Source organism: Sphaerisporangium aureirubrum (assembly GCF_042658925.1).
GTDB lineage: Bacteria > Actinomycetota > Actinomycetes > Streptosporangiales > Streptosporangiaceae > Sphaerisporangium > Sphaerisporangium aureirubrum.
This window is the reverse complement of record NZ_JBHSRF010000064.1, coordinates 17322-36393: the sequence shown is the minus strand read 5'-3', so window position 1 is coordinate 36393 and position 19072 is coordinate 17322. Positions and strand designations below refer to the sequence as shown.

Genomic DNA, 19072 nt, shown 5'->3' with positions numbered 1-19072 from the left:
CGGGGACTACTCGGTGAACCACCGGGTGAGCCAGTCGGTGACCGCCTCCACGTAGGCGATCTTGTTGGCGGTGCGGACGGTCTCGTGGCCCTCGTCGTCGAACAGAAGGTACCTGCACGGCACGCCGCGCGCGGTCGCCTCCGCCACCACCTGCTCGGCCTCGTACACCGGCACGTTGGTGTCCTGCGCGCCGTGCACCACCAGCAGCGGCGCGCTGAGCCGGTCGAACGAGTGGATGGGCGACAGCGCCCGCAGCAGGTCCCGGTCGGCCACCGGGTCGCCGTACTCGCCGACGGCCGCCGCCGCGATCCACGGCTCGGTGAGAGCGTAGAACGTCGCGAAGTCCGCCATCCCGCACACGTCGACCCCGGCGCGGAACAGCTCGGGGTGGGTGACCAGCGCGGCCAGCGTGAGATAACCCCCGTAGGAGCGGCCCATGCAGGCGACCCGCGCCGGGTCGGCCACCCCGCCCCCGGTGAGGTAGGCGACCGAGTCGGCCACGTCGTCGATGGCGTGGAAGCGCAGCGCGTGGTTGTCGGCGTCCTGGAACGCCCGCCCGAACCCCGAGGACCCGCGGACGTTGGGCGCCAGCACGCTGATCCCCGCGGCCAGCAGCCGCTGGAACAGCGGGTTGTACGTCGGCCGCTCCTGGCTCTCCGGCCCGCCGTGCAGGTAGATCACGCACGGCATGGGGCCGGGCGCCGAGCGGTACAGCCAGCCGGTCAGCTCCAGCCCGTCGCGGGCGTCGAAGCGCACCAGCTCGGCGTGCAGCGGCTCGGCCAGGGGCTCGTCCCCGACGACCCGCAGGTAGCTCCCCGTGGCGGGGTCGCACAGCAGCACGTGGGAGGGGGCGCTCGGGGACTCGCCGGCCAGCACCGCCAGCGAGCCGTCCAGGGACAGCCGCGCCGAGCCGATGACGTCCACCGGCGGCGGGGGCAGTGCCCGGGTACCGCCGTCCACGAGGTCCGCGACCTCCAGCTCCGACCGCCCGGCGACGTTCCACACCAGCAGCGCGATCCGGCCGTCCGCGCTGACGGCGAAGCGGTCGAGCTCGGCGTCGGGCCGCTCGGCGACCGCCTGGGGTGCCTCGCCCACCCGCAGGGCCATCAGGACGGCCCTGTCGCGCCCGGCGTTGGACCGGACGTAGGCGACCTCCCCGTCGGGCGACAGCGCGCCGAGGTCGGTGGTGGGCGGCAGCAGCAGCCGCTCACGGCCGAACGGCAGGTCGGCGACGGTCATCTCGCGCATGCCGCGCGGCCCCTGGCGCAGCAGCGCCCGGCTGCGGTCGTGGCTGACCGCGCTCGGCCACATCAGCGGCCCGGCGGCGATGGTGTCGCGGTTGCCGAGGTCGGCGTCGATCAGCACAGCCTCGGTCATGCCGGTGGCCGCCAGCTCGGCGACCAGCAGGGTGGAGCCGTAGCCGATCCAGCGGACGAACACCGCCGAGCCGCGGGCCAGTGCGCCCTCGGGGCCGGCCAGCAGGCGGCGGTCGGTGCCGTCTGGCCGTACCGCCCACACCTGCGTGTGCTCTCCCCCGCCGGGAGCCACCTGCACGGCCAGCCACTCGCCGTCGGGCGACCAGAGCACGTTGGTGACCGGCTCGGGGCCGGTGTCGATCACGCGGGCCGCGTGCGGCCCGAACCGCGCCTGGGCATAGGGGAACCGCACCGGGGCGAGCGGTCGTCCCTCGCCGGTGTGCCCGGCGAGGGGTTGCACCCAGACCCGCGGGGTGCCGTCGCGATCGCACACGTAAGCGATCGCATCGGTACCCGGCGAGAGCGTGGGATGCCGGCAGATCCACGAGACGTCTACGTCAGACTCCTTGCGCTTGCAGCCACAGTTCCAGAAGACCAAGTTGCCACAAAGCGTTGGCTCCCAGGGTGGTTCTGTGCGCATCGGGCGCGGCGAGCAGTTTCTCCACGACGGCGGGCTGGAAGAGTCCCCGGGAGCGCGCGGCCGGCGAGGTGAGCGCGTCCCTGACCAGCTCCAGGAAAGGGCCGTGAATGTGCCGGATGGCCGGGACCGGGAAGTAGCCCTTGGGCCGGTCGATGACCTCGTCGGGCACCAGGCCGCGCGCGGCCTCCTTGAGCACGCCCTTGCCGCCGTGGGCCAGCTTGAGCTCCGGCGGGCAGCTGGCGGCCAGCTCGACCAGCTCGTGGTCCAGGAACGGCGTGCGTGCCTCCAGCCCGAAGGCCATGGTCATGTTGTCGACCCGCTTGACCGGGTCGTCCACCAGCATGACGGTGGTGTCCAGGCGGAGCGCGGCGTCCAGCGCGGTCTCCGCGCCCGGCGCGCCGAGGTGGTCGCGGGCGTAGGCGGCGCTGACGTCCTCCCCGGCGCGGTACTCGGGCCGCAGGATGGCGGTCACGTCCTCGTGGGGGCGGTCGAAGAACACCTTGGCGTACGCCTCGGCGACGTCGTGCCTCGCCACGTGCTCCAGCGGCGGGTACCAGTCGTACCCGGCGAACACCTCGTCGGCGCCCTGGCCGGACTGCACGACCTTGACGTACTTGGAGACCTCCTCCGACAGCAGGTAGAAGGCCACGCAGTCGTGGCTCACCATGGGCTCGCTCATCGCGCCGACGGCGTCGCCGAGGGACGGCAGCAGCCGCAGGTCGTCCACCATGATCCGGTGGTGGTCGGTGCCGAACCGGTGGGCGATCATGTCGGAGTAGGCGAACTCGTCCCCCGACTCGCCGCCCGCGGAGTTGAAGCCGACGCTGAACGTCGTGATGTCCCGCTGGCCCTCGTCGGCGAGCAGGGCGACGATCAGGCTGGAGTCCAGGCCGCCGGACAGCAGCACCCCGACCGGCACGTCGGCGACGGTGCGGCGGCGCACGGCGACCCGCAGGGCCTCACGGACGGCGTCGCGCCAGTCCGCCGGGGACGCGCCGGGGCCGTCCGGGCGGGTGAACGGCGGCCACCAGTAGCGCTCGTCGCGTGTGGTGCCGTCCGGCTCGATGGTGCGGACGGTGGCGGGTGGCAGCTTCTCCACGCCGCTCAGGATGGTGCGCGGCGAGGGCACCACCGAGTGGAAGGTCATGTAGTGGTGCAGCGCCACCCGGTCGATGTCGGTGGACACCCCGCCGCCGGCCAGCAGGGCGGGCAGCGCCGAGGCGAAGCGCAGCCGGTCGGCGTCCCTGGTGACGTAGAGCGGCTTGATGCCGAGCCGGTCGCGGCCGAGCACGAGCCGCCCGGTGGCCCGCTCGGCGACCGCGAAGGCGAACATGCCCTTGAAGCGGTCGACGCAGCGGGCACCCCAGTGGCGGTAGGACTTCAGCAGCACCTCGGTGTCGGAGGTGGAGAAGAACCGGTAGCCCTCCCTCAGCAGTTCCTCACGCAGCTCGCGGTAGTTGTAGAGGCAGCCGTTGAACACCCCGGCCAGACCGGCGTCGGTGTCCACCATGGGCTGCGCGCCGCGCTCGGACAGATCGATGATCTTCAGCCTGCGGTGGCCGAGCGCCACCGGGCCGCTGGACCAGGTGCCGACGCCGTCCGGGCCGCGGCGGGTCATGGCGTCGGTCATCCGGGCCACCGCGGCGATGTCGGCCGCGTGTCCGTCGAAGCGGATCTCCCCCGTGAGGCCGCACATCAGGCGATCTCCTTCATCAGCCAGGTATCTTTCGCTCCCCCGCCCTGCGAGGAGTTGACGATCATGCTCCCCGCCGGGGCGACCCTGGTCAGGGCGACCTGCGGCACGACCGCGGTCTCACCCAGGCAGACGAACGCCCGCAGGTCGATCACGTGCGGCTGCATCCGCTCGCCGTCGAAGGTCGGGTGGGTGGACAACCCGACGGTCTCCTGGGCCACCCACCGCTCCGGGGCGGTGAGGATCTCGTCGCGCACGGCCTTCAGCTCGGCCACCGTGGCGTACCGGCCGATGACGACGCCGTGGCCGCCGAAGCCGTCCACCGGCTTGACCACCAGCTCGGCGAGCCGGTCGAGCACGAGCTCGCGGTCCTCGGGGTCGCGGCAGAGGTAGGTGGTGACGTTGGCCAGCAGAGGACGCTCTCCCAGGTAGTAGTCGATGAGGCGGGGGACGTAGCGGTACAGGCTCTTGTCGTCGGCCACGCCGTTGCCGAAGGCGTTGGCCATGGTCACGGTGCCGCGCTCCACCGCGTCGAGCAGGCCGGGGCCGATCCGGCTGGCCAGCAGCTCGTCCTCGTGGATGCGGCGGTACAGCACGTCCACGCGCTCGCCCGCCGCGTACACGGCGCCGTCGCGGATCTCCAGGTCGGACGGCTCGGCCAGGACGACGTCCATCTCCTCGGCGAGCATGCGGTGCTCGTAGTACGCGGCGTCGCGTGGCCCGCCGGTGAGCACCCCGAGGCGGGGGTCGTCCACCGGGGGCGCGGCGAGCAGGGCCCGGCGCAGCAGGGCGGCGGTGCCCTCGGCGTCGTTCACCATCGAGCGGTCCAGCTCGGGCAGCGTGTGCGCGGCGAGCCGCCGGTTGGCGACGCCGTAGCCCATGCCGGACGGGACGCGCAGGTTGTCCTCCAGGACCATCCACCGCCCCGCTCCGTCGCGGGCGACGTCCAGCCCGGCCACCGTGCACCTGATGGCGCGGGGGTGCACGCGGCGGCCGGACGGCCGGTAGCCGGGGCACTCGTCCACCACCCAGGGGGGCAGCACACGGTCGAGGATCACCTCGCGGCGGCCGTACACGTCGCGCAGGAACGCCTCCAGGGCGCGGACCCGCTGCGGCATGCCGCCCTGGATGCGCTTCCAGTCGCTCGCGGAGATCATGCGCGGCACCAGGTCCACGGGCATCTTGCCCTTGCCCTCCTGGACGACCGCCCTGGCTCCGTCGGCGCGAAAGGACATGCCGGTGTCCTCCATGAACCGGTCGCGGACCGCCTCGCGCTCCTTCAGCTCCACCGGCCCGAGCCGGTCGAGCACCCGGAACACGGCCTGGTACGGCTCGCGCAGGATGCCCTCGATGACGGCCTCGTCCTTCACCGAGTCGTAGCCCTTGAGCAGGCTGGTGTCCAGGCGCGGCACCGGGCCGCCGAACGCGGGGTGCCAGCCGTCCAGCCGGGTCTCGGCGACCAGGAAGTCGACCACGTCGGCCAGGTCGCCGCCGCGCTCGACGAGCCGCCGCTGACGGGCCGCCGAGCTGCCCCGGGCGAGCGCGTCCTTGGCCAGCGAGGTGACCAGGTCCCAGTCGCCGGTGGCGTCCAGCTGGGGCCGCAGGCCGTCCAGCATGCGCTCGATCACCGTGGCGGCGGGCATGGGGGTGCCCTCCACCGGGTCCACCAGGGTGCCCTCCAGCCCGGAGCGGGCCGAGCGCCAGGTGGCCGCGCGGACCATCTCCATCGGGGTCTCCCGCATGGGGACGTCCTCCTCGATGGCGTGCAGCTCGCGCAGCACCACGGCGCGGAACACGCCGGCCAGCAGGACGACGTCCTCGACCCGGGGGCAGGCGTCGCACATGCGCATCTCGACGGTGGGCACGTGCGCGGAGGGGCGGACGTCGAAGTAGATCATGCCGGGGTCGCTGATCACCCCGGAGGCCACCAGGTCCTCCACCATCTGGTCGTACTCGGCGGCCGAGGCGAAGCGCCGCACCGGGCCGGTGGTGGGCCAGCGCTGCCAGGCCAGGGTGCGGGAGCTCGCGTAGCCGCTGTCGGCGCCGAGCCAGTACGGCGAGCTGGCGCTCAGGGCCAGCAGCGGCGGCAGCCACCGGGCCACCCGGTGGGCCACCTCGACGGCGAGGTCGCGGTTGTCCACGTCCACGTGCACCTGGGCGCCGCAGATCAGCTGCTCGCGGGTGAGGAGCTGATAGTCCTCCTGCATCTGCATGTAGCGGGCGTTGGGGGAGATCTCCAGCGCCGCGGGGTCGACCAGCGGCACCGCCCCGGCCGCCACGATTCCGAGGCCGAGGCCGTCGGCGGCCTCCACCACGGTGCGGCGCAGCGCGGTGAGATCGTGCCCGAGGTCGTCCAGCTTCACGTAAGGACGGCTGTTGGCCTCCACCACCGACCGCTGCAGCTCCTGGGTGAAGCGCTTTTCCGGCAGCCGCTGGAGCAGATTCCCGGCGCGTGGCACGAGGTGGCGAGTTTCGAGGTCCACCACGTGGAATTCCTCTTCGACACCTACGGCGACCGACTCCGCGAGACCCGACATCCCATCACCCTTCGGTCCTTGACCCAGGGGGTCGCCAAACCGAGCTGTCGCCCGGAAAAAATGGTGTTACGTGGGGCTTCTGCCCAGGAATGCACCGATATGCACGTAACGGCGACAGTCTTCGAGTTGTGAATTCCCGCCGGGCATGGGACGGAAAACGGGGTGGATCAGGAGTCGAAGCCCAGCCCCAGCCGGTCGAGCGTGCGCAGCCACAGGTCACGGCGGCCTTGGTGCGCGTCGGCGCGGGCGATGGAGCGGCGGGTCAACTGGATCACCCCGGACCGCACCGGCTCGGGCGGGAACGGGACCGGCTTCTCCCTGACCATGCGCAGGGAGGTGCGCTCGGTCACCTCGCCGGAGAGCAGGTCCAGCATCACGTCCGCCCCGAACCGGGTCGCCCCGACGCCGAGCCCGGTGTACCCGGCCGCGTACGCCAGCCGCCCGCCGAAGGCGCGGCCGAAGAACGCGCTGAACCGGCTGCAGGTGTCGATCACCCCGCCCCAGCGGTGGGTGAACGCCACCTCGCCGAGCTGGGGGAAGGTCCGGTGGAAGTTGGCCGCCAGCTTCAGGAACGTCTCGTCGCGCTGGTCGTACTCGGACCGCACCCGGCCGCCGTTGTGGTACACCGCGTCGTAGCCGCCCCAAAGGACGCGGTTGTCCGCGGTGAGCCGGTAGTAGTGGAACTGGTTGGCCAGCTCGCCGACGCCCTGCCTGCCCCGCCAGCCCACGGAGGCCAGCTGCTCCGCGCTGAGCGGCTCGGTCACCAGCACGTAGTCGTACACCGGCACCAGGAAGTGCCGCAGCCGCCCGAGCAGCGGCGGGAACACCCCCGTGCCGAGCGCCGCCCGCCCGGCGCGCACCCCGCCGTGCGGCGTGGCCAGCTCTAGGCCGGGACCGGCGGCGGCCAGGGAGCGGACCGGGGTGTTCTCGTGGATGCGCACCCCGGCGGCCAGGCAGGCGTCCCGCAGGCCCCAGGCCAGCCGGGCCGGGTCCACCATGGCGCAGCCGTCCCGGTCGTAGGTGCCGCCGGCGTACAGCGGGGAGTCGACCTCGGCGCGCAGCCGGACGGCGTCCAGCAGCTCCACGTCCAGGCCGAGCCGGCGGGCGGTCGCGGCCTCCTCGGCCAGGCCGTCCATCTGCCACGGCGCGGTGGCCACGTGCAGCTCGCCGGTGCGCTCGAAGCCGCAGTCGATGCCGTACCGGCCGACGGCCTCCTCGATCGCGTCGAGGTTGTCCCGGCCGAGACGCGCCAGCGTGGGCATCTCCTCCGGCCAGCGGGCCAGGCCGTTGCCGAGGCCGTGGGTGATGCTGGCCGCGCAGAAGCCGCCGTTGCGCCCGGAGGCCGCCCAGCCGATCCGCCTGGCCTCCAGCAGGACGACGTCGCGGGCGGGGTCGCGTTCCTTGGCGAGCAGGGCGGTCCAGAGGCCGGAGAACCCGCCGCCGACCACGGCCAGGTCGGCCGTGGTCGTGCCGGACAGAGGTGGTACGGGGTCGGGGCGGTCGGGGGTGTCCAGCCAGTAGGGCTCGCGCTTGGCCTCGGCCAGCGCCTTCAGCGGTTCCACACTTTCACGTCCTTGTGCGACGCGTTGGCTTACATCACCTCAGGCGCGCCGCCTTGAGGTGACGGTGTTGACGATTGCTATGGCGACGCCGACCGCGAAGATCAGCGTGCCGAGGATGTTGACCTGCGGGGGCACGCCGATGCGTACCGCGCCGTAGATCCACAGCGGGAAGGTGATGGTCGCCCCGCTGGTGAACTGCGTGATGACGAAGTCGTCGATCGACAACGCGAACGCCAGCAGCGCGCCGGACACCACACCCGGGAGGATCATCGGGAACGTGACCCGCCAGAAGGTGATCCACGTGGAGGCGCCGAGGTCGCGCGCGGCCTCCTCGATCGACGGATCCAGGCCCACCACCCGCGCCCGGACGGTCACCGCCACGAACGACAGCGAGAACAGCACGTGCGCGAGCACGATCGTGGTGTACCCGGTCTGCACGCCGAGGCTGATGAACAGCGACAGCAGCGACGCGCCCATGACCAGCTCCGGCGAGGAGATCGCGGCGAACATCACCAGGTTGGTGGCCGCCTGGCCGCGGAAGCGGTAACGGCCGAGCGCGATGCCCATCAGCGTGCCGAGCACAGTGGTGATCGCCGTGGCGAGCAGCGCGATCGTGATCGAGTTGACCACGGCCGTGGTCAGGTCGGGATAGTCGCCGAGACGGCCCCACCACTTGAACGTGAAGCCCTGCCAGCTGACGTTGGACTTGCTCCTGGTGTCGTTGAAGCCGAACGCGATCATCACGGCGATCGGCGCGAACAGCCACAGCAGGATCAGCCACGTGTAGCCGTACAGCAGCCGGTCGCCCCACCGTGTGCGGCGGCGGCGCACCGGGCCGGGCGCGGACGACGGCGTGGCCGAGGCGGGCAGCGCCGGGCTCACCGGGCCGCTCATCGCGCCGCCGCCTCTAGGACGTTCTCGGTGCCGAGGGCCTTGGCGTAGGCGAAGATGCCGATCAGCATGGCGGCCATCAGCGTGAACGACAGCGCCGCGCCAGCCGGATAGTCGTTGTTCACGAGGTACTCCGTCTGGATGATGTTGCCGATCATCGTGTTGGCGGGGCCACCGAGGATGGCGGCGTTGACGTAGTCCGCGGTCATCGGGACGAACGTCATCAGCACGCCGGCGAACACCCCGGGCAGCGACAGCGGGAGCACGACGCGGGAGAACGACGCGCGCCAGGTGGCGTACAGGTCGGCGGCGGCCTCGACGACCCGCGGATCCACCCGTTCCAGCGCCACATAGATCGGCAGCACCATGAACGGCAGGTAGTTGTAGGTCAGGCCGCCGATCACGGCCACCGTGGTCTGCAGCACGTGGAAGTCCGTCGGCACCAGCCCGATGTCCTTCAGCGGCTGGAGCAGGATGCCGTCGTCGGCGAGCAGGAACTTCCACGAGACGGTGCGCAGCACGAACGACACGAAGAACGGCAGCAGCACCAGCAGAAGGTACGTGGACTTGCGGGCGCCCGCCTTGAACGCGATCCAGTACGCCATCGGGTAGGCCAGCAGGATCGCCAGGACCGTGCCCGCCAGGCCGTACCCGGCCGAGCGCAGGAACTGCGTCTTGTACTCCACCAGCACGTCGATGTAGTTGGCGAACCGGAGGGTCTGCGCGAACCCGTTGACGACGTCGCCCTCCTGCGTGGAGACCGACGCCATGAACACCAGCGGGACCACCAGGAAGACCACCAGCCACAGCCCGCCCGGCAGGACGAGGAGATACGGCGCGAACCTGCGTCTCATCGCGCTATCCCTGGGTGATCGGCTGGAAGATGCCTTCGAAGACCTTCTCCTCGGCGGTTGTCAAGGTCTTGTAGGAGCGCAGCTTGGCGAGGTCCGCGTCCGCCGGGTAGATCAGCGGGCTGTCCGCCATCAGCTCCAGCGCCTTCTTGTCCTCGCCGGTGGCCTCGCCCGCCTGCTTGCGGACGAGCTCCTGCGTGGACGGCACGGGGGTGATGTAGGTGATGTACTCGGCGAGCTGGGTGGCGATCTCGGGCTTGTACGCGAAGTTCATCATGGCGAGCGCGTCGACCGGGTTCTGCGCGGTCTTCGGGATGCACATGTTGTCGGTCCAGATGTTGCCACCCTCCGCGGGGATGACGAACTTCAGGTCCTGGCCCTCGGCGATCTGCTGGTACACGTCGCCGGACCACGCCATGGTGATCCAGATGTCGCCGCGGACCAGCGCGTCCACGTAGTCGTTCTCGTAGTACTTGCGGACCAGGCCCTGGTCGCGCTGCTCCTGGAGCTTCTCCCCCGCCTTGCGCCAGTCCGCCTCGACCGACTTGTCGGGGTCGATGCCGAGCAGGAACATCCCGAAGTTGGCGATCTCCTGGCTGTCCAGCAGCATGCCGACCTTGCCCTTGTAGTTCGGGTTCCACAGCTCCTTGATGCTGCTGACCTCGCCCTTCACGTACTTGGGGTTGTACGCGATGCCGGTGATGCCGGACTGCCACGGCACCGTGAACGCGTTGCCCGGGTCGTAGGACGGGTTCTTGTACTTGGCGCCCGCGTTGGCCGCGAAGTCCGGCAGCTTGGCGTGGTCCAGCGGGGCCAGGTAGCCGAGCGCCATCGCGCGGCCGAGCTGGATGCCGTTGGTCATGACCATCAGGTCGTAGCCGATGTCCTGGTTCGCGGCGAGCTGCGGCTGGATCTTCCCGAACCAGGTGGAGTTGTCCTGGATGGCCTCCTGGTAGGTGACCTTGATGCCGGTCTCCTTGGTGAACTGCTCCAGGGTCGGGTAGTTCTTGCCGTCCTTGTCGATGTACAGCGGCCAGTTGGCGAAGCGCAGGACGTTGTTCTGCTTCTTGCCCGCCCAGTACGAGGCCACGGCGTCCTGCTGCGGCGGAGCGGCGGCCTTCTTGCCCTGGACGCCGCAGGCGGCGAGGCCGAGGGCGGCGGCGGACAGGCCCGCCATGCGCAGCGCGTCGCGCCTGGTCACCGCCATGCCGGACCGGCCGCGGGGCTGGGTGAGGCCGCGCAGGAACGCGAGATCACGAGAAGGGTTGGTCATGAGACGGGTCAACTTCCAATCGCGTACGAGTGCTGGGGCTGCCACCACAGCCACACGGAGTCACCGCGCTCCGCCGTGATGCTGCTGTCCCGGGCGTTCTGCTCGAAGACCGTGAACTCGGTCCCCCCGGCCAGGTCCACCGAATAGGTGTTGTAGGTGCCGAGGTACACGACCTCGGCCACGGTGCCGCGCACGGCGCTGACGTCCGCGGGCGGCTCCTCGGCGGAGATCTTGATCTTCTCCGGCCGTACGGTGACCTCGACCTCGCCGCCGGGGCTCGCCCCGTTGACAGGGACCAGGACCCGGCCACCCTCGCCGAACCGCAGGGTGGCCGTGCCGTCGCCGACCTGGTCCACGGTGCCGTTGAGGAGGTTGGAGGTGCCGATGAACCCGGCGACGAACTTGGTGGCGGGCCGCTCGTAGATCTCCCGCGGCCCGGCGAGCTGCTCGACCAGGCCGTCGTTCATGACGGCGATGCGGTCGCTCATGGTGAGCGCCTCGTTCTGGTCGTGCGTGACGTACACGAAGGTGATGCCGACCTCGCGCTGGATGCGCTTGAGCTCGATCTGCATCGCCTGGCGGAGCTTGAGGTCCAGCGCGCCGAGCGGCTCGTCCAGCAGCAGGGCCCGCGGGTGGTTGACCAGCGCCCGCGCCAGCGCGACCCGTTGCTGCTGGCCGCCGGACATCTCACGGGGGCGGCGTTTCTCCCGGCCGGTCAGGTCGACGATCTCCAGCATCTCGCCGACCCTGCGCTTGATGTCCTGGTCGGACACGCGCTTGCGGCGCAGGCCGAACGCGACGTTCTCCCACACGTTCATGTGCGGGAAGAGCGCGTAGGACTGGAAGACCATGTTCACGTCGCGCTTGTTGGGCGGCACGTCGGTCACGTCCTGCCCGTGCAGCCGCACCGTGCCCCGCGACGGGTCCTCGAACCCGGCGATCATCCGCATGGTGGTGGTCTTGCCGCAGCCGGAGGGGCCCAGCATGGAGAAGAACTCGCCCTCCGTGATCGCCAGGCTTACCCCCTTGACCGCCTGGACGACCTCACCGTGCGCTATGTATTCCTTGACGACCCCGTCGAGTTCGATGGCGGGCACCCGTGAGGTGCTGGAGGCGGACGTGTCGCCCGCCTCCGTGCCCGCCTGGATTTCCGTCATTCCAGGCTATCCCTCTTCTATGTCGGCAGACGTTCGCCGTAGTGCGTATATGTCGTTCCCCGACTCACTCGCCGATGTAGTGCATGACGTGCTTCACCCGGGTGTAGTCGTGCAGGCCGAAGACCGAGAGGTCCTTGCCGTACCCGGAGTGCTTGAACCCGCCGTGCGGCATTTCCGACACGAACGGTATGTGAGTGTTCACCCAGACCACGCCAAAGTCCAGACGTTGCGACATGCGCATCGCCCGGCCGTGGTCCGAGGTCCACACCGAAGCCGACAGGCCGTACTTCACGTCGTTGGCCATCGTCAGCGCCTCGGCGTCGTCGCTGAAGGTCTGCACCGTGATGACCGGCCCGAACACCTCGGTCTGGATCATCTCGTCGTCCTGCTTGAGGCCGTCCACGATGGTCGGCTCGAACAGGAAGCCCTTGTCGCCCACCCGCCTGCCGCCGGTGACCACCTTGGCGTGGGCGGGCGTACGCTCCAGGAAACCCTCCACCCGGGCGAGCTGGTCGGCGTTGTTCAGCGGGCCGTAGTAGGCCTCGTCGTCGTCCAGCCCGCCGGTCCTGGTGGCGGACGCGGCCTCGGTCAGCGCCGCGAGGAACGGCTCGTGGATGCTCTCGTGCACCAGCACCCGGCAGGCCGCCGTGCAGTCCTGGCCGGCGTTGTAGAGCCCGGCGCCGGCGATCGCCTCGGCCACCGCGCCGACGTCCCTGACGTCCTCGAACACCACGACCGGGGCCTTGCCGCCGAGCTCCAGGTGGACCCGCTTGAGGTCGTCGGCCGCCGTCTTGGCGACCTGCACGCCGGCGCCCACCGAGCCGGTGATCGCGACCATCGACGCCGACGGGTGCGCCACCACGGTGGCGCCGGTCTCACGGTCGCCGGTGACCACGTTGAAGACGCCGGCCGGGAGCACCGTGCCGATGATCTCGGCCAGCTTCACCGTGGAGACCGGCGTCGTGTCCGACGGCTTGAGCACCACGGTGTTGCCCGCGGCCAGCGCCGGGGCGATCTTCCAGATGGCCATCATCAACGGGTAGTTCCAGGGGGTGACCTGGCCCACCACGCCGATCGGCTCGTGCCGGATCACCGAGGTGTGGTCGGCGAGGAACTCGCCGGAGGTCGGGCCCTCAAGCGTGCGGGCGGCACCCGCGAAGAAACGGAAATGGTCGGCGGCCGGCGGGATCTCGTCCTCGGCCATGCGGGCCCTGGGCTTGCCCGTGTTCCGGCACTCCGCCTCCACGAGCTCCTCGGCCCGTGCCTCGATGGCGTCAGCGATCTTCAACAGGTGACCGGCCCGCTCGCCCGGCGTCGTCCGCCCCCACGTCTCGAACGCGGCGGCCGCCGCGGCGTAGGCTGCGTCGACGTCCTCTTGGCCCGATACAGGGGCCTGGAGGTAGGTCTCGCCGGTACACGGGTCGATCACGTCGGAGAACCGGCCGCTTTTGGCGTCCACCAGTTCACCGTTGATGAAGTTCTGCAGACGGGTGGTCAACGTTGACCTCCTCGGGAGGTGGCTGAGTTGTCGCGACTCTGACAGAGGGTCGGAGCTACGACAAGGGATTTCGTCGCGAATATATCAAATTGCTACGAAATCGCTTGACAGACCCCCAGGAGCTGACAACATGTCGCACCAGGACGGCAACATGGCGGGAACCGCCCCGTAATCACTGTGCGGTACTCCTGCCGGGGCGCGAGGAGGACGCACGGGATGACCACGCCGCCGAAGGCGCGCCGGGACAGCAACCACGACGGGAAGCCCGGTCCCGTGGTCTTGGACGAGATCTCCAAGCGCATCATCGAGGAGCTCCAGGCCGACGGCCGCAAACCCTACGCCGCCATCGGCAAGGCCGTGGGCCTTTCCGAGGCCGCCGTCCGCCAGCGCGTCCAGCGGCTCCTCGACACCGGCGTCATGCAGATCGTCGCCGTCACCGACCCCCTGACCCTGGGTTTCCCCCGCCAGGCGATGATCGGCATCAAGTGCGAAGGCGACCTCGAAATGGTCGCCGACAAGTTGTCATCCATCGAAGAGATCGACTACGTGGTCCTCACCGCAGGCTCCCTGGACATCATGGTCGAGGTCGTCTGCGAAGGCGACAACCACCTCCTGGAAATTCTCGGCAAAATCCGCGCCATCCCCACCGTCCGCGCCACCGAAACCTTCGTCTACCTAAAACTCCGCAAACAAACCTATTCCTGGGGCACCCGCTAACCCCCCACCCCCAGAGCACCCGCCGACTCAGCACTCCCAGGAACACCCGCTGACCCGCCACCCACATGGCACCCGCCGACCCGGCACTCCTGGAACACTCGCTGACCCGCCACCTACAAGGCATCCGCTGACCCAGCACTCCTGGAACACCCGCTGACCCGTCGCCGGACCGCCGCCTCGTCCTCGCGCTCGCCTCGATGGCATCAACTCCGGCGCCGCGACGGCGAGAAGCGGTACGGCGAATCCGGCGCCGCCGTACGGCGGACAACCCGGCGTGTGTGCGGCGCCTATGAGATGGTCCTCGCGGAGGCCGCGCTCCGCGCGAAGGGCGCAAGGGCTGTGCTCATGCGGGGGACACCCCCGCACCCCCGGCCCTGCCGGGCTCATGGTGCTCCACCGCGACGCGTTCCGCCGGGCCGGTGCCTCGCCGTACGACGGCGCCGTGTTCGCCGTCCACCCTCCCGCCGACCCGGCGCCGGTAAGACGAACCCACGAGGCGACGGGGCTCCCGCGCCGCCGCCTTACGGCGGGAAACCCGAGAAAACGGCGTCGCCGCACAGCGGGCAAAGACGGTGGACACAGCTAGACCCGTTGGCCCTCGGACTCGTGCGGAGCGGAGCGGCCGTCGAGGACGGTGGCTATTTCGGTGAGGAAGGCGTCGACCTGGGACACCGAGTAGCCGGGTTTGAACATCACCGTGGAGAAAGTGGCGGTTCGGATCTCGTCGGCGCTCAGGGGACGGTCGGTGGTGCCACGCAACGTGGCGACCACGCGGTCGAGAAAGCCGTCGACCTCGTCCTCGTTGTACCCGGACCCGAGACGGCCAGGACGGAAGGAGACACGCTCCACCCGCGCCGCCTGGGACTCCAGCCAGGCGGCCGTCATCGTCTCGGCGACGGACTCCGACTCGCCCAGCCCCGGCAGGGTGGGGGCGTCGTCGTCCTCGGCCTTGACCTTGACGGCCGGGCCGGGCGCCGGCTCCTCCCGCTCCACCCCCCGCGTCTCGATGGCGATGACGAACGCCTCCAGGGCGAAGTCGACCGCCACCTCGTGGTAGCCGCCGAGGCGGATGTCGAAGCGGGACATGCGGATGTCGTCCGCCGTCACCGGAGGACCTTCCAGGGCTCCCCGGCCGAGGGTCGCCTCGATGCGCAGGATCAGCGCGTCCACCTGCTCCGGGTCATAGCCGTTGCGTAACCCGTGCACGCGCGGAAAACGGTTCACCCCTTGACCTCCCGGGCCAACAACCCCCGCATCTGTTTTCGCTTCTTTACCATTCTGGGCAAACGACTTGACGAAATCCAGAAGGTCACAAGAGTACCGGTAAGCTTCTGGATCTATGCGGCTCGCCAACGTCTCCTTCCGCTACGGTCGCCGCGCCCCATGGGTCCTGAAGGACGTCCACCTCGACCTGCCCGAGGGCACGGTCGCCGAGGTGGCGGGCCGCAACGGCGCGGGAAAGTCCACTCTGCTGCGCCTGATGGCAGGCGTGGCCCGCCCGGCCCGCGGCTCGATCACCGGCCGCCCACCGGTCGTAGGCTACGCCCCAGAAATCTTCCCCACCGCCCAGCCTTTCACGGTGTCCACTTACCTGGCGTGGATCGCCGGAATCCGCGGCGCCAAGCCCACCGCGATCACCCCCTGGGTGGAACGCCTGGGCATGACCCCCCTCCTGGACACCCCCCTGACCGACCTGTCCAAGGGCAGCGCCCAGAAGGTCGGCCTGGCCCAGGCCCTGCTCGCCTCCCCCGGCCTACTCATCCTGGACGAGCCCTTCTCCGGCCTGGACCGCCAGAGCCGCGCCGAACTCCCCCTGGCCATCGAGGAGCTCCGCGCCACCGGCGCCATCATCATCGTCAGCGACCACCAAAACGGCCTAGCCGACCTCCCCCGCACCCTCCACCTAACCGTCGAAAACCACACCACCGAAATCCACACCCCCGAGAACCACACCCCCGCCACCCACAACCCCGCCACCCACGGCACCGAGACCCACAGCACCGAGACCCAAGCCGCCGGGGCCCGAGGCACCGAGACCCGGGACACCGAGACCCAAGCCGTCGGGACCCGGGACGCCGGGACCCGGGAGACCGGGGTCCACACCACAGGGATCCGCGCCGCCGGGCCGCACGCCGCTGAGATCCGCGCGGCCGGGCTACACGCCGCCGAGATCCGCGGTACCGACGCCCGCACGGGCGAGGACATCACGGCGCGGACCCTCGCGGCCGGGGACGGCGAGCCGGCCCGTGCCGTCATCGAGGTCCGGGTGGAGCCCGGCGAGGCGGAAGCGGTGCTGGGCAAACTCCGGGCCGAGGGATACCAGGCCGACCTGCGAGAGGACCCGTCATGACGAGGACGGCGACCGCCGCGGTGCTCGCGCTCACCAGGTTCAGGCTCGCCGCCTACGCCCGGTCGCACCGCATCATCCAGCCGTTCATCGGCCTGCTGGCCATCATGATCGTGCTGTACTCCACCGGCGTGCCCTCCGGCCAGGAACTCCCCACCTACTCCGACTCCGCCGCGATGCTCGTCCCGGTCTTCGCCTGGGCGGTCCGCGGCCTGCTGGACACCGAGCCGGACGTGCAACGCCTGATCTCGGTAACCGCCACAGGCCGCCCCGGCCGCGAGGTGACAAGCGGCCTCCTGGCAGGCGCGTCCGTCGCCGCGGGCCTGGCCCTCCTGGCCCTGCTGGTCCCACTGGCGATCGGCTTCGCCGACTTCCCCAGCGGAGAGGTACTGGCCGGCGGCGCAGCCCTCCACCTGCTCTCCCTGACGACAGGCACCGCCCTGGGCACCCTGACCAGCCGCCCCATCCTCCCCGACCCCGCGATGTCCACCCTCGCCCTACTAGGCGGCTACGTAACCATCCTCCTGATCAGCCTCGCCCCCCTCACCTGGCTAACCGTCCCCGTGATCGGCTGGATCCGCGCCGCCGGAAAACCCTCCTTCCTAACCGCCGCCCTCCCCGCCCTGGCCCTGATCACCCTCGCCTGGTGCACCGCAGCCCTCGTCACCTACATCCGCCTACGCCGCACCCACCCCTGACCACTGATCACCGGTCCTCGGCTACACCACCCCACTCCTAATCGGTGATCACCTCTGCCAGTGATCACGCCCTGCCAGTGATCACCGACCCGGCGACACCGCACCCACCCCCAAACCGGTGATCGCCTATGTCCGTGATCACCTATGTCCGTGATCCGCTACGCGGCCGCACCGCACCTACCGGAGCTCGGGCCACCCTCTCCATAACGCCCGCGCCCTCCCCGCCCCTCGCTCAGGATGCCAACCCAAGCGAACCCAGCCGTTCATCCAGATTCCGCACCTGCGCATACGTCGCCCATGGCTGAAGGCGCCGCCGAGCCGTCCGGAGGCTGTGCACCAATCGCGCCGAACTGTGCACGGCCATGACGGTGGTGGCCTCGGTCAGTTTGGTGGCGGCCTCGGGGATCTCGCGTTTCTGGATGAGGGCGTCGGCGTAGTGGATCAGGCCGAACGCGTGGGTGCGGCTGTAGGCGTTACGGGACAAGCCGTTGAGTTGGGCGGTGACGGTGGCGATGGTGGCGTCCGGTAGGCGTAGGGCGTTGAGGCAGAAGCAGGCCATGGTGCCGCCCATCGCGCTGGCTTCGGTGATCCAGTAGAGGTAGGGCGGGTCGGCCGCTGACGGCTTCTGTGCGGCGCTACGAGCGGTGTCGAGCAGTCGCAGGCTGGCGGTTGACCGCCGGTCCAGTGCCAGGGCCCAGGATTCGGCCAGGTTGGTTCGTGCTCGGAGCAGGTGACTCGAACTTCGGCGCGCCCAGCCTTGTGCGGCGAAGGCGTGATCGAGGGCCTGCGTGGGCCTGCCCCGAAAGCCCGCCATGTCGCTCAGCCAGTGATGTACGTACGCCAGTAACGTGGCGTCCCCGATTTCCATCCCCGCGCTCAGCGCGTCCTCGAAACGCCCTGCCGCCGCGTTGTAATTCGCCAGGTCGTAATAGAGGTATCCGGAAAGCTGCGACAGCTCCGCATAAACACTGATCAGCCGGTCCCGCAGTGCGGGCAAGAGGGACTCACGCCGCAGCAGCCGCGTCACCAGATTCCGCTGCCCCTCGACAACGGGGAGAACAGATTTGGGTCCAATGGTGTCGTCCATCCGGCGACACTGCGCGGTCAGCTTTTCGATCGTCGCCACGGCCGGCGCGTCCACCCTCCCCTCCGCACGACCGGCCCGCACCAGCCGTGCCTCCTCCTCGGGGGTCAGATGCCGCAGCAACGCCAGCGCGGGTATGCCGCCCAGGGTCAGGGCGAGCTCCACCAGCAGGTCACGGCGCTTCACGTCGGCCTCCTCCGCGCCGAGCGCCCGGAGCAGATCGGCGCACTCCTCGGGCTGTAGTCCTCGCGGAGCCTCACGTGTCTGGACCGCCCATGGAACGGCGGCCTTCTCCATGCTGACACAGGAGGGATCCGCCACCGGGGGACGGCGATGGTGCACGTCGCGGTGCCGGAAGTCGGTCTGGTCGAGAGCCTGCCGGTCGAGTGGGGCGTACGTGCCGTAGTCGGTGTCGGTTACCAGGTTGCGGGCGGTGGTCTGGTAGATGCGGGCGAGGGTGGTGAGGGCGCGGACGGGGGGCTTGCGGCCTGCCGACGGGTGGAGTTCGTAGTCGTACAGGCGGGCGTCGCGCAGGCTGGCGGCGCCTGCCGGGTCGAGGTCGTTGAAGGCGTTGACGACGTCGGAGACCGTGCGGCCGTGGGCGAAGCGGTACAGGCGCAGGGGGCTCACGTCGTGGTCCAGGGCCAGGACGTCGGCGATCTGGTCGTACGTGAAGCCCTTGGCTCGCAGCATGTCGCCGCGTCGCCTCGCGCCGAGCAGGACGCGGTATCCCTCGCCGGTCATTACGTCGGCCTCCCCCGGTCGGTCGATCGAAACTTTGAACGAATTCTAGGCGCGTGTTTGCCGAATGCGGACCCGATTTCTCCTGGGGCGAAATAAGGGCGCATCCTCGATCAATATGTCCGGA

Annotated in this window: 14 protein-coding genes; 3 read left to right on the top strand and 11 right to left on the bottom strand. The window is 70.2% G+C overall.

The features are described 5' to 3' along the window. Nucleotides 1-6: 6 nt before the first annotated feature. The 9 genes from ACFP1K_RS30560 to ACFP1K_RS30520 all read right to left on the bottom strand — a co-directional run bounded on the left by ACFP1K_RS30560 (nucleotide 7) and on the right by ACFP1K_RS30520 (nucleotide 13358). On the bottom strand, nucleotides 7-1749 hold the full coding sequence (locus tag ACFP1K_RS30560; protein ID WP_380759784.1) for a S9 family peptidase: 1743 nt from the start codon (nucleotides 1747-1749) through the stop codon (nucleotides 7-9). Between the two features lie 64 nt (nucleotides 1750-1813). After that, on the bottom strand, nucleotides 1814-3592 hold the full coding sequence (locus ACFP1K_RS30555; protein WP_380759782.1) for an N-acetylglutaminylglutamine amidotransferase: 1779 nt from the start codon (nucleotides 3590-3592) through the stop codon (nucleotides 1814-1816). Then, entirely contained in the window at nucleotides 3592-6126 is a 2535-nt protein-coding gene (locus ACFP1K_RS30550; protein WP_380759780.1) for a glutamate--cysteine ligase, read from the bottom strand. Before ACFP1K_RS30550 ends, ACFP1K_RS30555 begins: the two co-directional genes overlap by 1 nt. Before the next feature lie 167 nt (nucleotides 6127-6293). Further along, on the bottom strand, nucleotides 6294-7688 hold the full coding sequence (locus ACFP1K_RS30545; protein WP_380759778.1) for an NAD(P)/FAD-dependent oxidoreductase: 1395 nt from the start codon (nucleotides 7686-7688) through the stop codon (nucleotides 6294-6296). A gap of 39 nt (nucleotides 7689-7727) precedes the next feature. Continuing rightward, nucleotides 7728-8582, bottom strand: coding sequence for an ABC transporter permease (locus tag ACFP1K_RS30540; RefSeq protein ID WP_380759776.1), 855 nt, complete (start codon nucleotides 8580-8582; stop codon nucleotides 7728-7730). Next, nucleotides 8579-9433 carry an ABC transporter permease gene (locus ACFP1K_RS30535; protein ID WP_380759774.1) on the bottom strand — a complete coding sequence of 285 codons (855 nt, stop codon included), beginning with the start codon at nucleotides 9431-9433 and terminating at the stop codon, nucleotides 8579-8581. Before ACFP1K_RS30535 ends, ACFP1K_RS30540 begins: the two co-directional genes overlap by 4 nt. Nucleotides 9434-9437: 4 nt before the next feature. Continuing rightward, nucleotides 9438-10703, bottom strand: a complete 1266-nt coding sequence (locus ACFP1K_RS30530; RefSeq protein WP_380759772.1) for an ABC transporter substrate-binding protein — start codon at nucleotides 10701-10703, stop codon at nucleotides 9438-9440. 8 nt (nucleotides 10704-10711) lie between these two features. Then, on the bottom strand, nucleotides 10712-11860 hold the full coding sequence (locus ACFP1K_RS30525) for an ABC transporter ATP-binding protein (RefSeq protein ID WP_380759770.1): 1149 nt from the start codon (nucleotides 11858-11860) through the stop codon (nucleotides 10712-10714). 64 nt (nucleotides 11861-11924) lie between these two features. Then, nucleotides 11925-13358: a gamma-aminobutyraldehyde dehydrogenase gene (locus tag ACFP1K_RS30520; protein WP_380759768.1), complete on the bottom strand. Its 1434-nt coding sequence runs from the start codon at nucleotides 13356-13358 to the stop codon at nucleotides 11925-11927. 216 nt (nucleotides 13359-13574) lie between these two features. On the opposite strand from ACFP1K_RS30520, the gene ACFP1K_RS30515 reads away from it, so the two are divergent. Further along, complete coding sequence (locus ACFP1K_RS30515; protein ID WP_380759766.1) at nucleotides 13575-14075, top strand: Lrp/AsnC family transcriptional regulator; 501 nt, start codon at nucleotides 13575-13577, stop codon at nucleotides 14073-14075. A gap of 582 nt (nucleotides 14076-14657) precedes the next feature. On the opposite strand, the gene ACFP1K_RS30510 is transcribed toward ACFP1K_RS30515, so the two are convergent. Next, entirely contained in the window at nucleotides 14658-15299 is a 642-nt protein-coding gene (locus ACFP1K_RS30510; protein ID WP_380759764.1) for a DivIVA domain-containing protein, read from the bottom strand. A 115-nt stretch (nucleotides 15300-15414) separates the two neighbouring features. Between ACFP1K_RS30510 and ACFP1K_RS30505 the strand changes: the two genes are divergently transcribed. Next, nucleotides 15415-16425, top strand: coding sequence for an ABC transporter ATP-binding protein (locus ACFP1K_RS30505; protein ID WP_380759762.1), 1011 nt, complete (start codon nucleotides 15415-15417; stop codon nucleotides 16423-16425). Next, the gene (locus ACFP1K_RS30500) at nucleotides 16422-17120 is read left to right on the top strand and encodes a hypothetical protein (RefSeq protein ID WP_380759760.1); all 699 of its coding nucleotides are present in this window, start codon (nucleotides 16422-16424) and stop codon (nucleotides 17118-17120) included. The genes ACFP1K_RS30505 and ACFP1K_RS30500 overlap by 4 nt, the downstream gene beginning before the upstream one ends. Before the next feature lie 232 nt (nucleotides 17121-17352). On the opposite strand, the gene ACFP1K_RS30495 is transcribed toward ACFP1K_RS30500, so the two are convergent. Then, the gene (locus ACFP1K_RS30495; protein ID WP_380759759.1) at nucleotides 17353-18948 is read right to left on the bottom strand and encodes a hypothetical protein; all 1596 of its coding nucleotides are present in this window, start codon (nucleotides 18946-18948) and stop codon (nucleotides 17353-17355) included. Nucleotides 18949-19072: the final 124 nt, after the last annotated feature.

Bases quoted from the DNA above. Each gene is read 5' to 3' on its own strand.
- ACFP1K_RS30505 (WP_380759762.1), top strand. From the start codon at position 15,415: ATGCGGCTCGCCAACGTCTCCTTCCGCTACGGTCGCCGCGCCCCATGG.
- ACFP1K_RS30550 (WP_380759780.1), bottom strand. From the start codon at position 6,126: ATGTCGGGTCTCGCGGAGTCGGTCGCCGTAGGTGTCGAAGAGGAATTC.
- ACFP1K_RS30515 (WP_380759766.1), top strand. From the start codon at position 13,575: ATGACCACGCCGCCGAAGGCGCGCCGGGACAGCAACCACGACGGGAAG.
- ACFP1K_RS30525 (WP_380759770.1), bottom strand. From the start codon at position 11,860: ATGACGGAAATCCAGGCGGGCACGGAGGCGGGCGACACGTCCGCCTCC.
- ACFP1K_RS30555 (WP_380759782.1), bottom strand. From the start codon at position 3,592: ATGTGCGGCCTCACGGGGGAGATCCGCTTCGACGGACACGCGGCCGAC.
- ACFP1K_RS30535 (WP_380759774.1), bottom strand. From the start codon at position 9,433: ATGAGACGCAGGTTCGCGCCGTATCTCCTCGTCCTGCCGGGCGGGCTG.
- ACFP1K_RS30500 (WP_380759760.1), top strand. From the start codon at position 16,422: ATGACGAGGACGGCGACCGCCGCGGTGCTCGCGCTCACCAGGTTCAGG.
- ACFP1K_RS30530 (WP_380759772.1), bottom strand. From the start codon at position 10,703: ATGACCAACCCTTCTCGTGATCTCGCGTTCCTGCGCGGCCTCACCCAG.
- ACFP1K_RS30540 (WP_380759776.1), bottom strand. From the start codon at position 8,582: ATGAGCGGCCCGGTGAGCCCGGCGCTGCCCGCCTCGGCCACGCCGTCG.
- ACFP1K_RS30495 (WP_380759759.1), bottom strand. From the start codon at position 18,948: ATGACCGGCGAGGGATACCGCGTCCTGCTCGGCGCGAGGCGACGCGGC.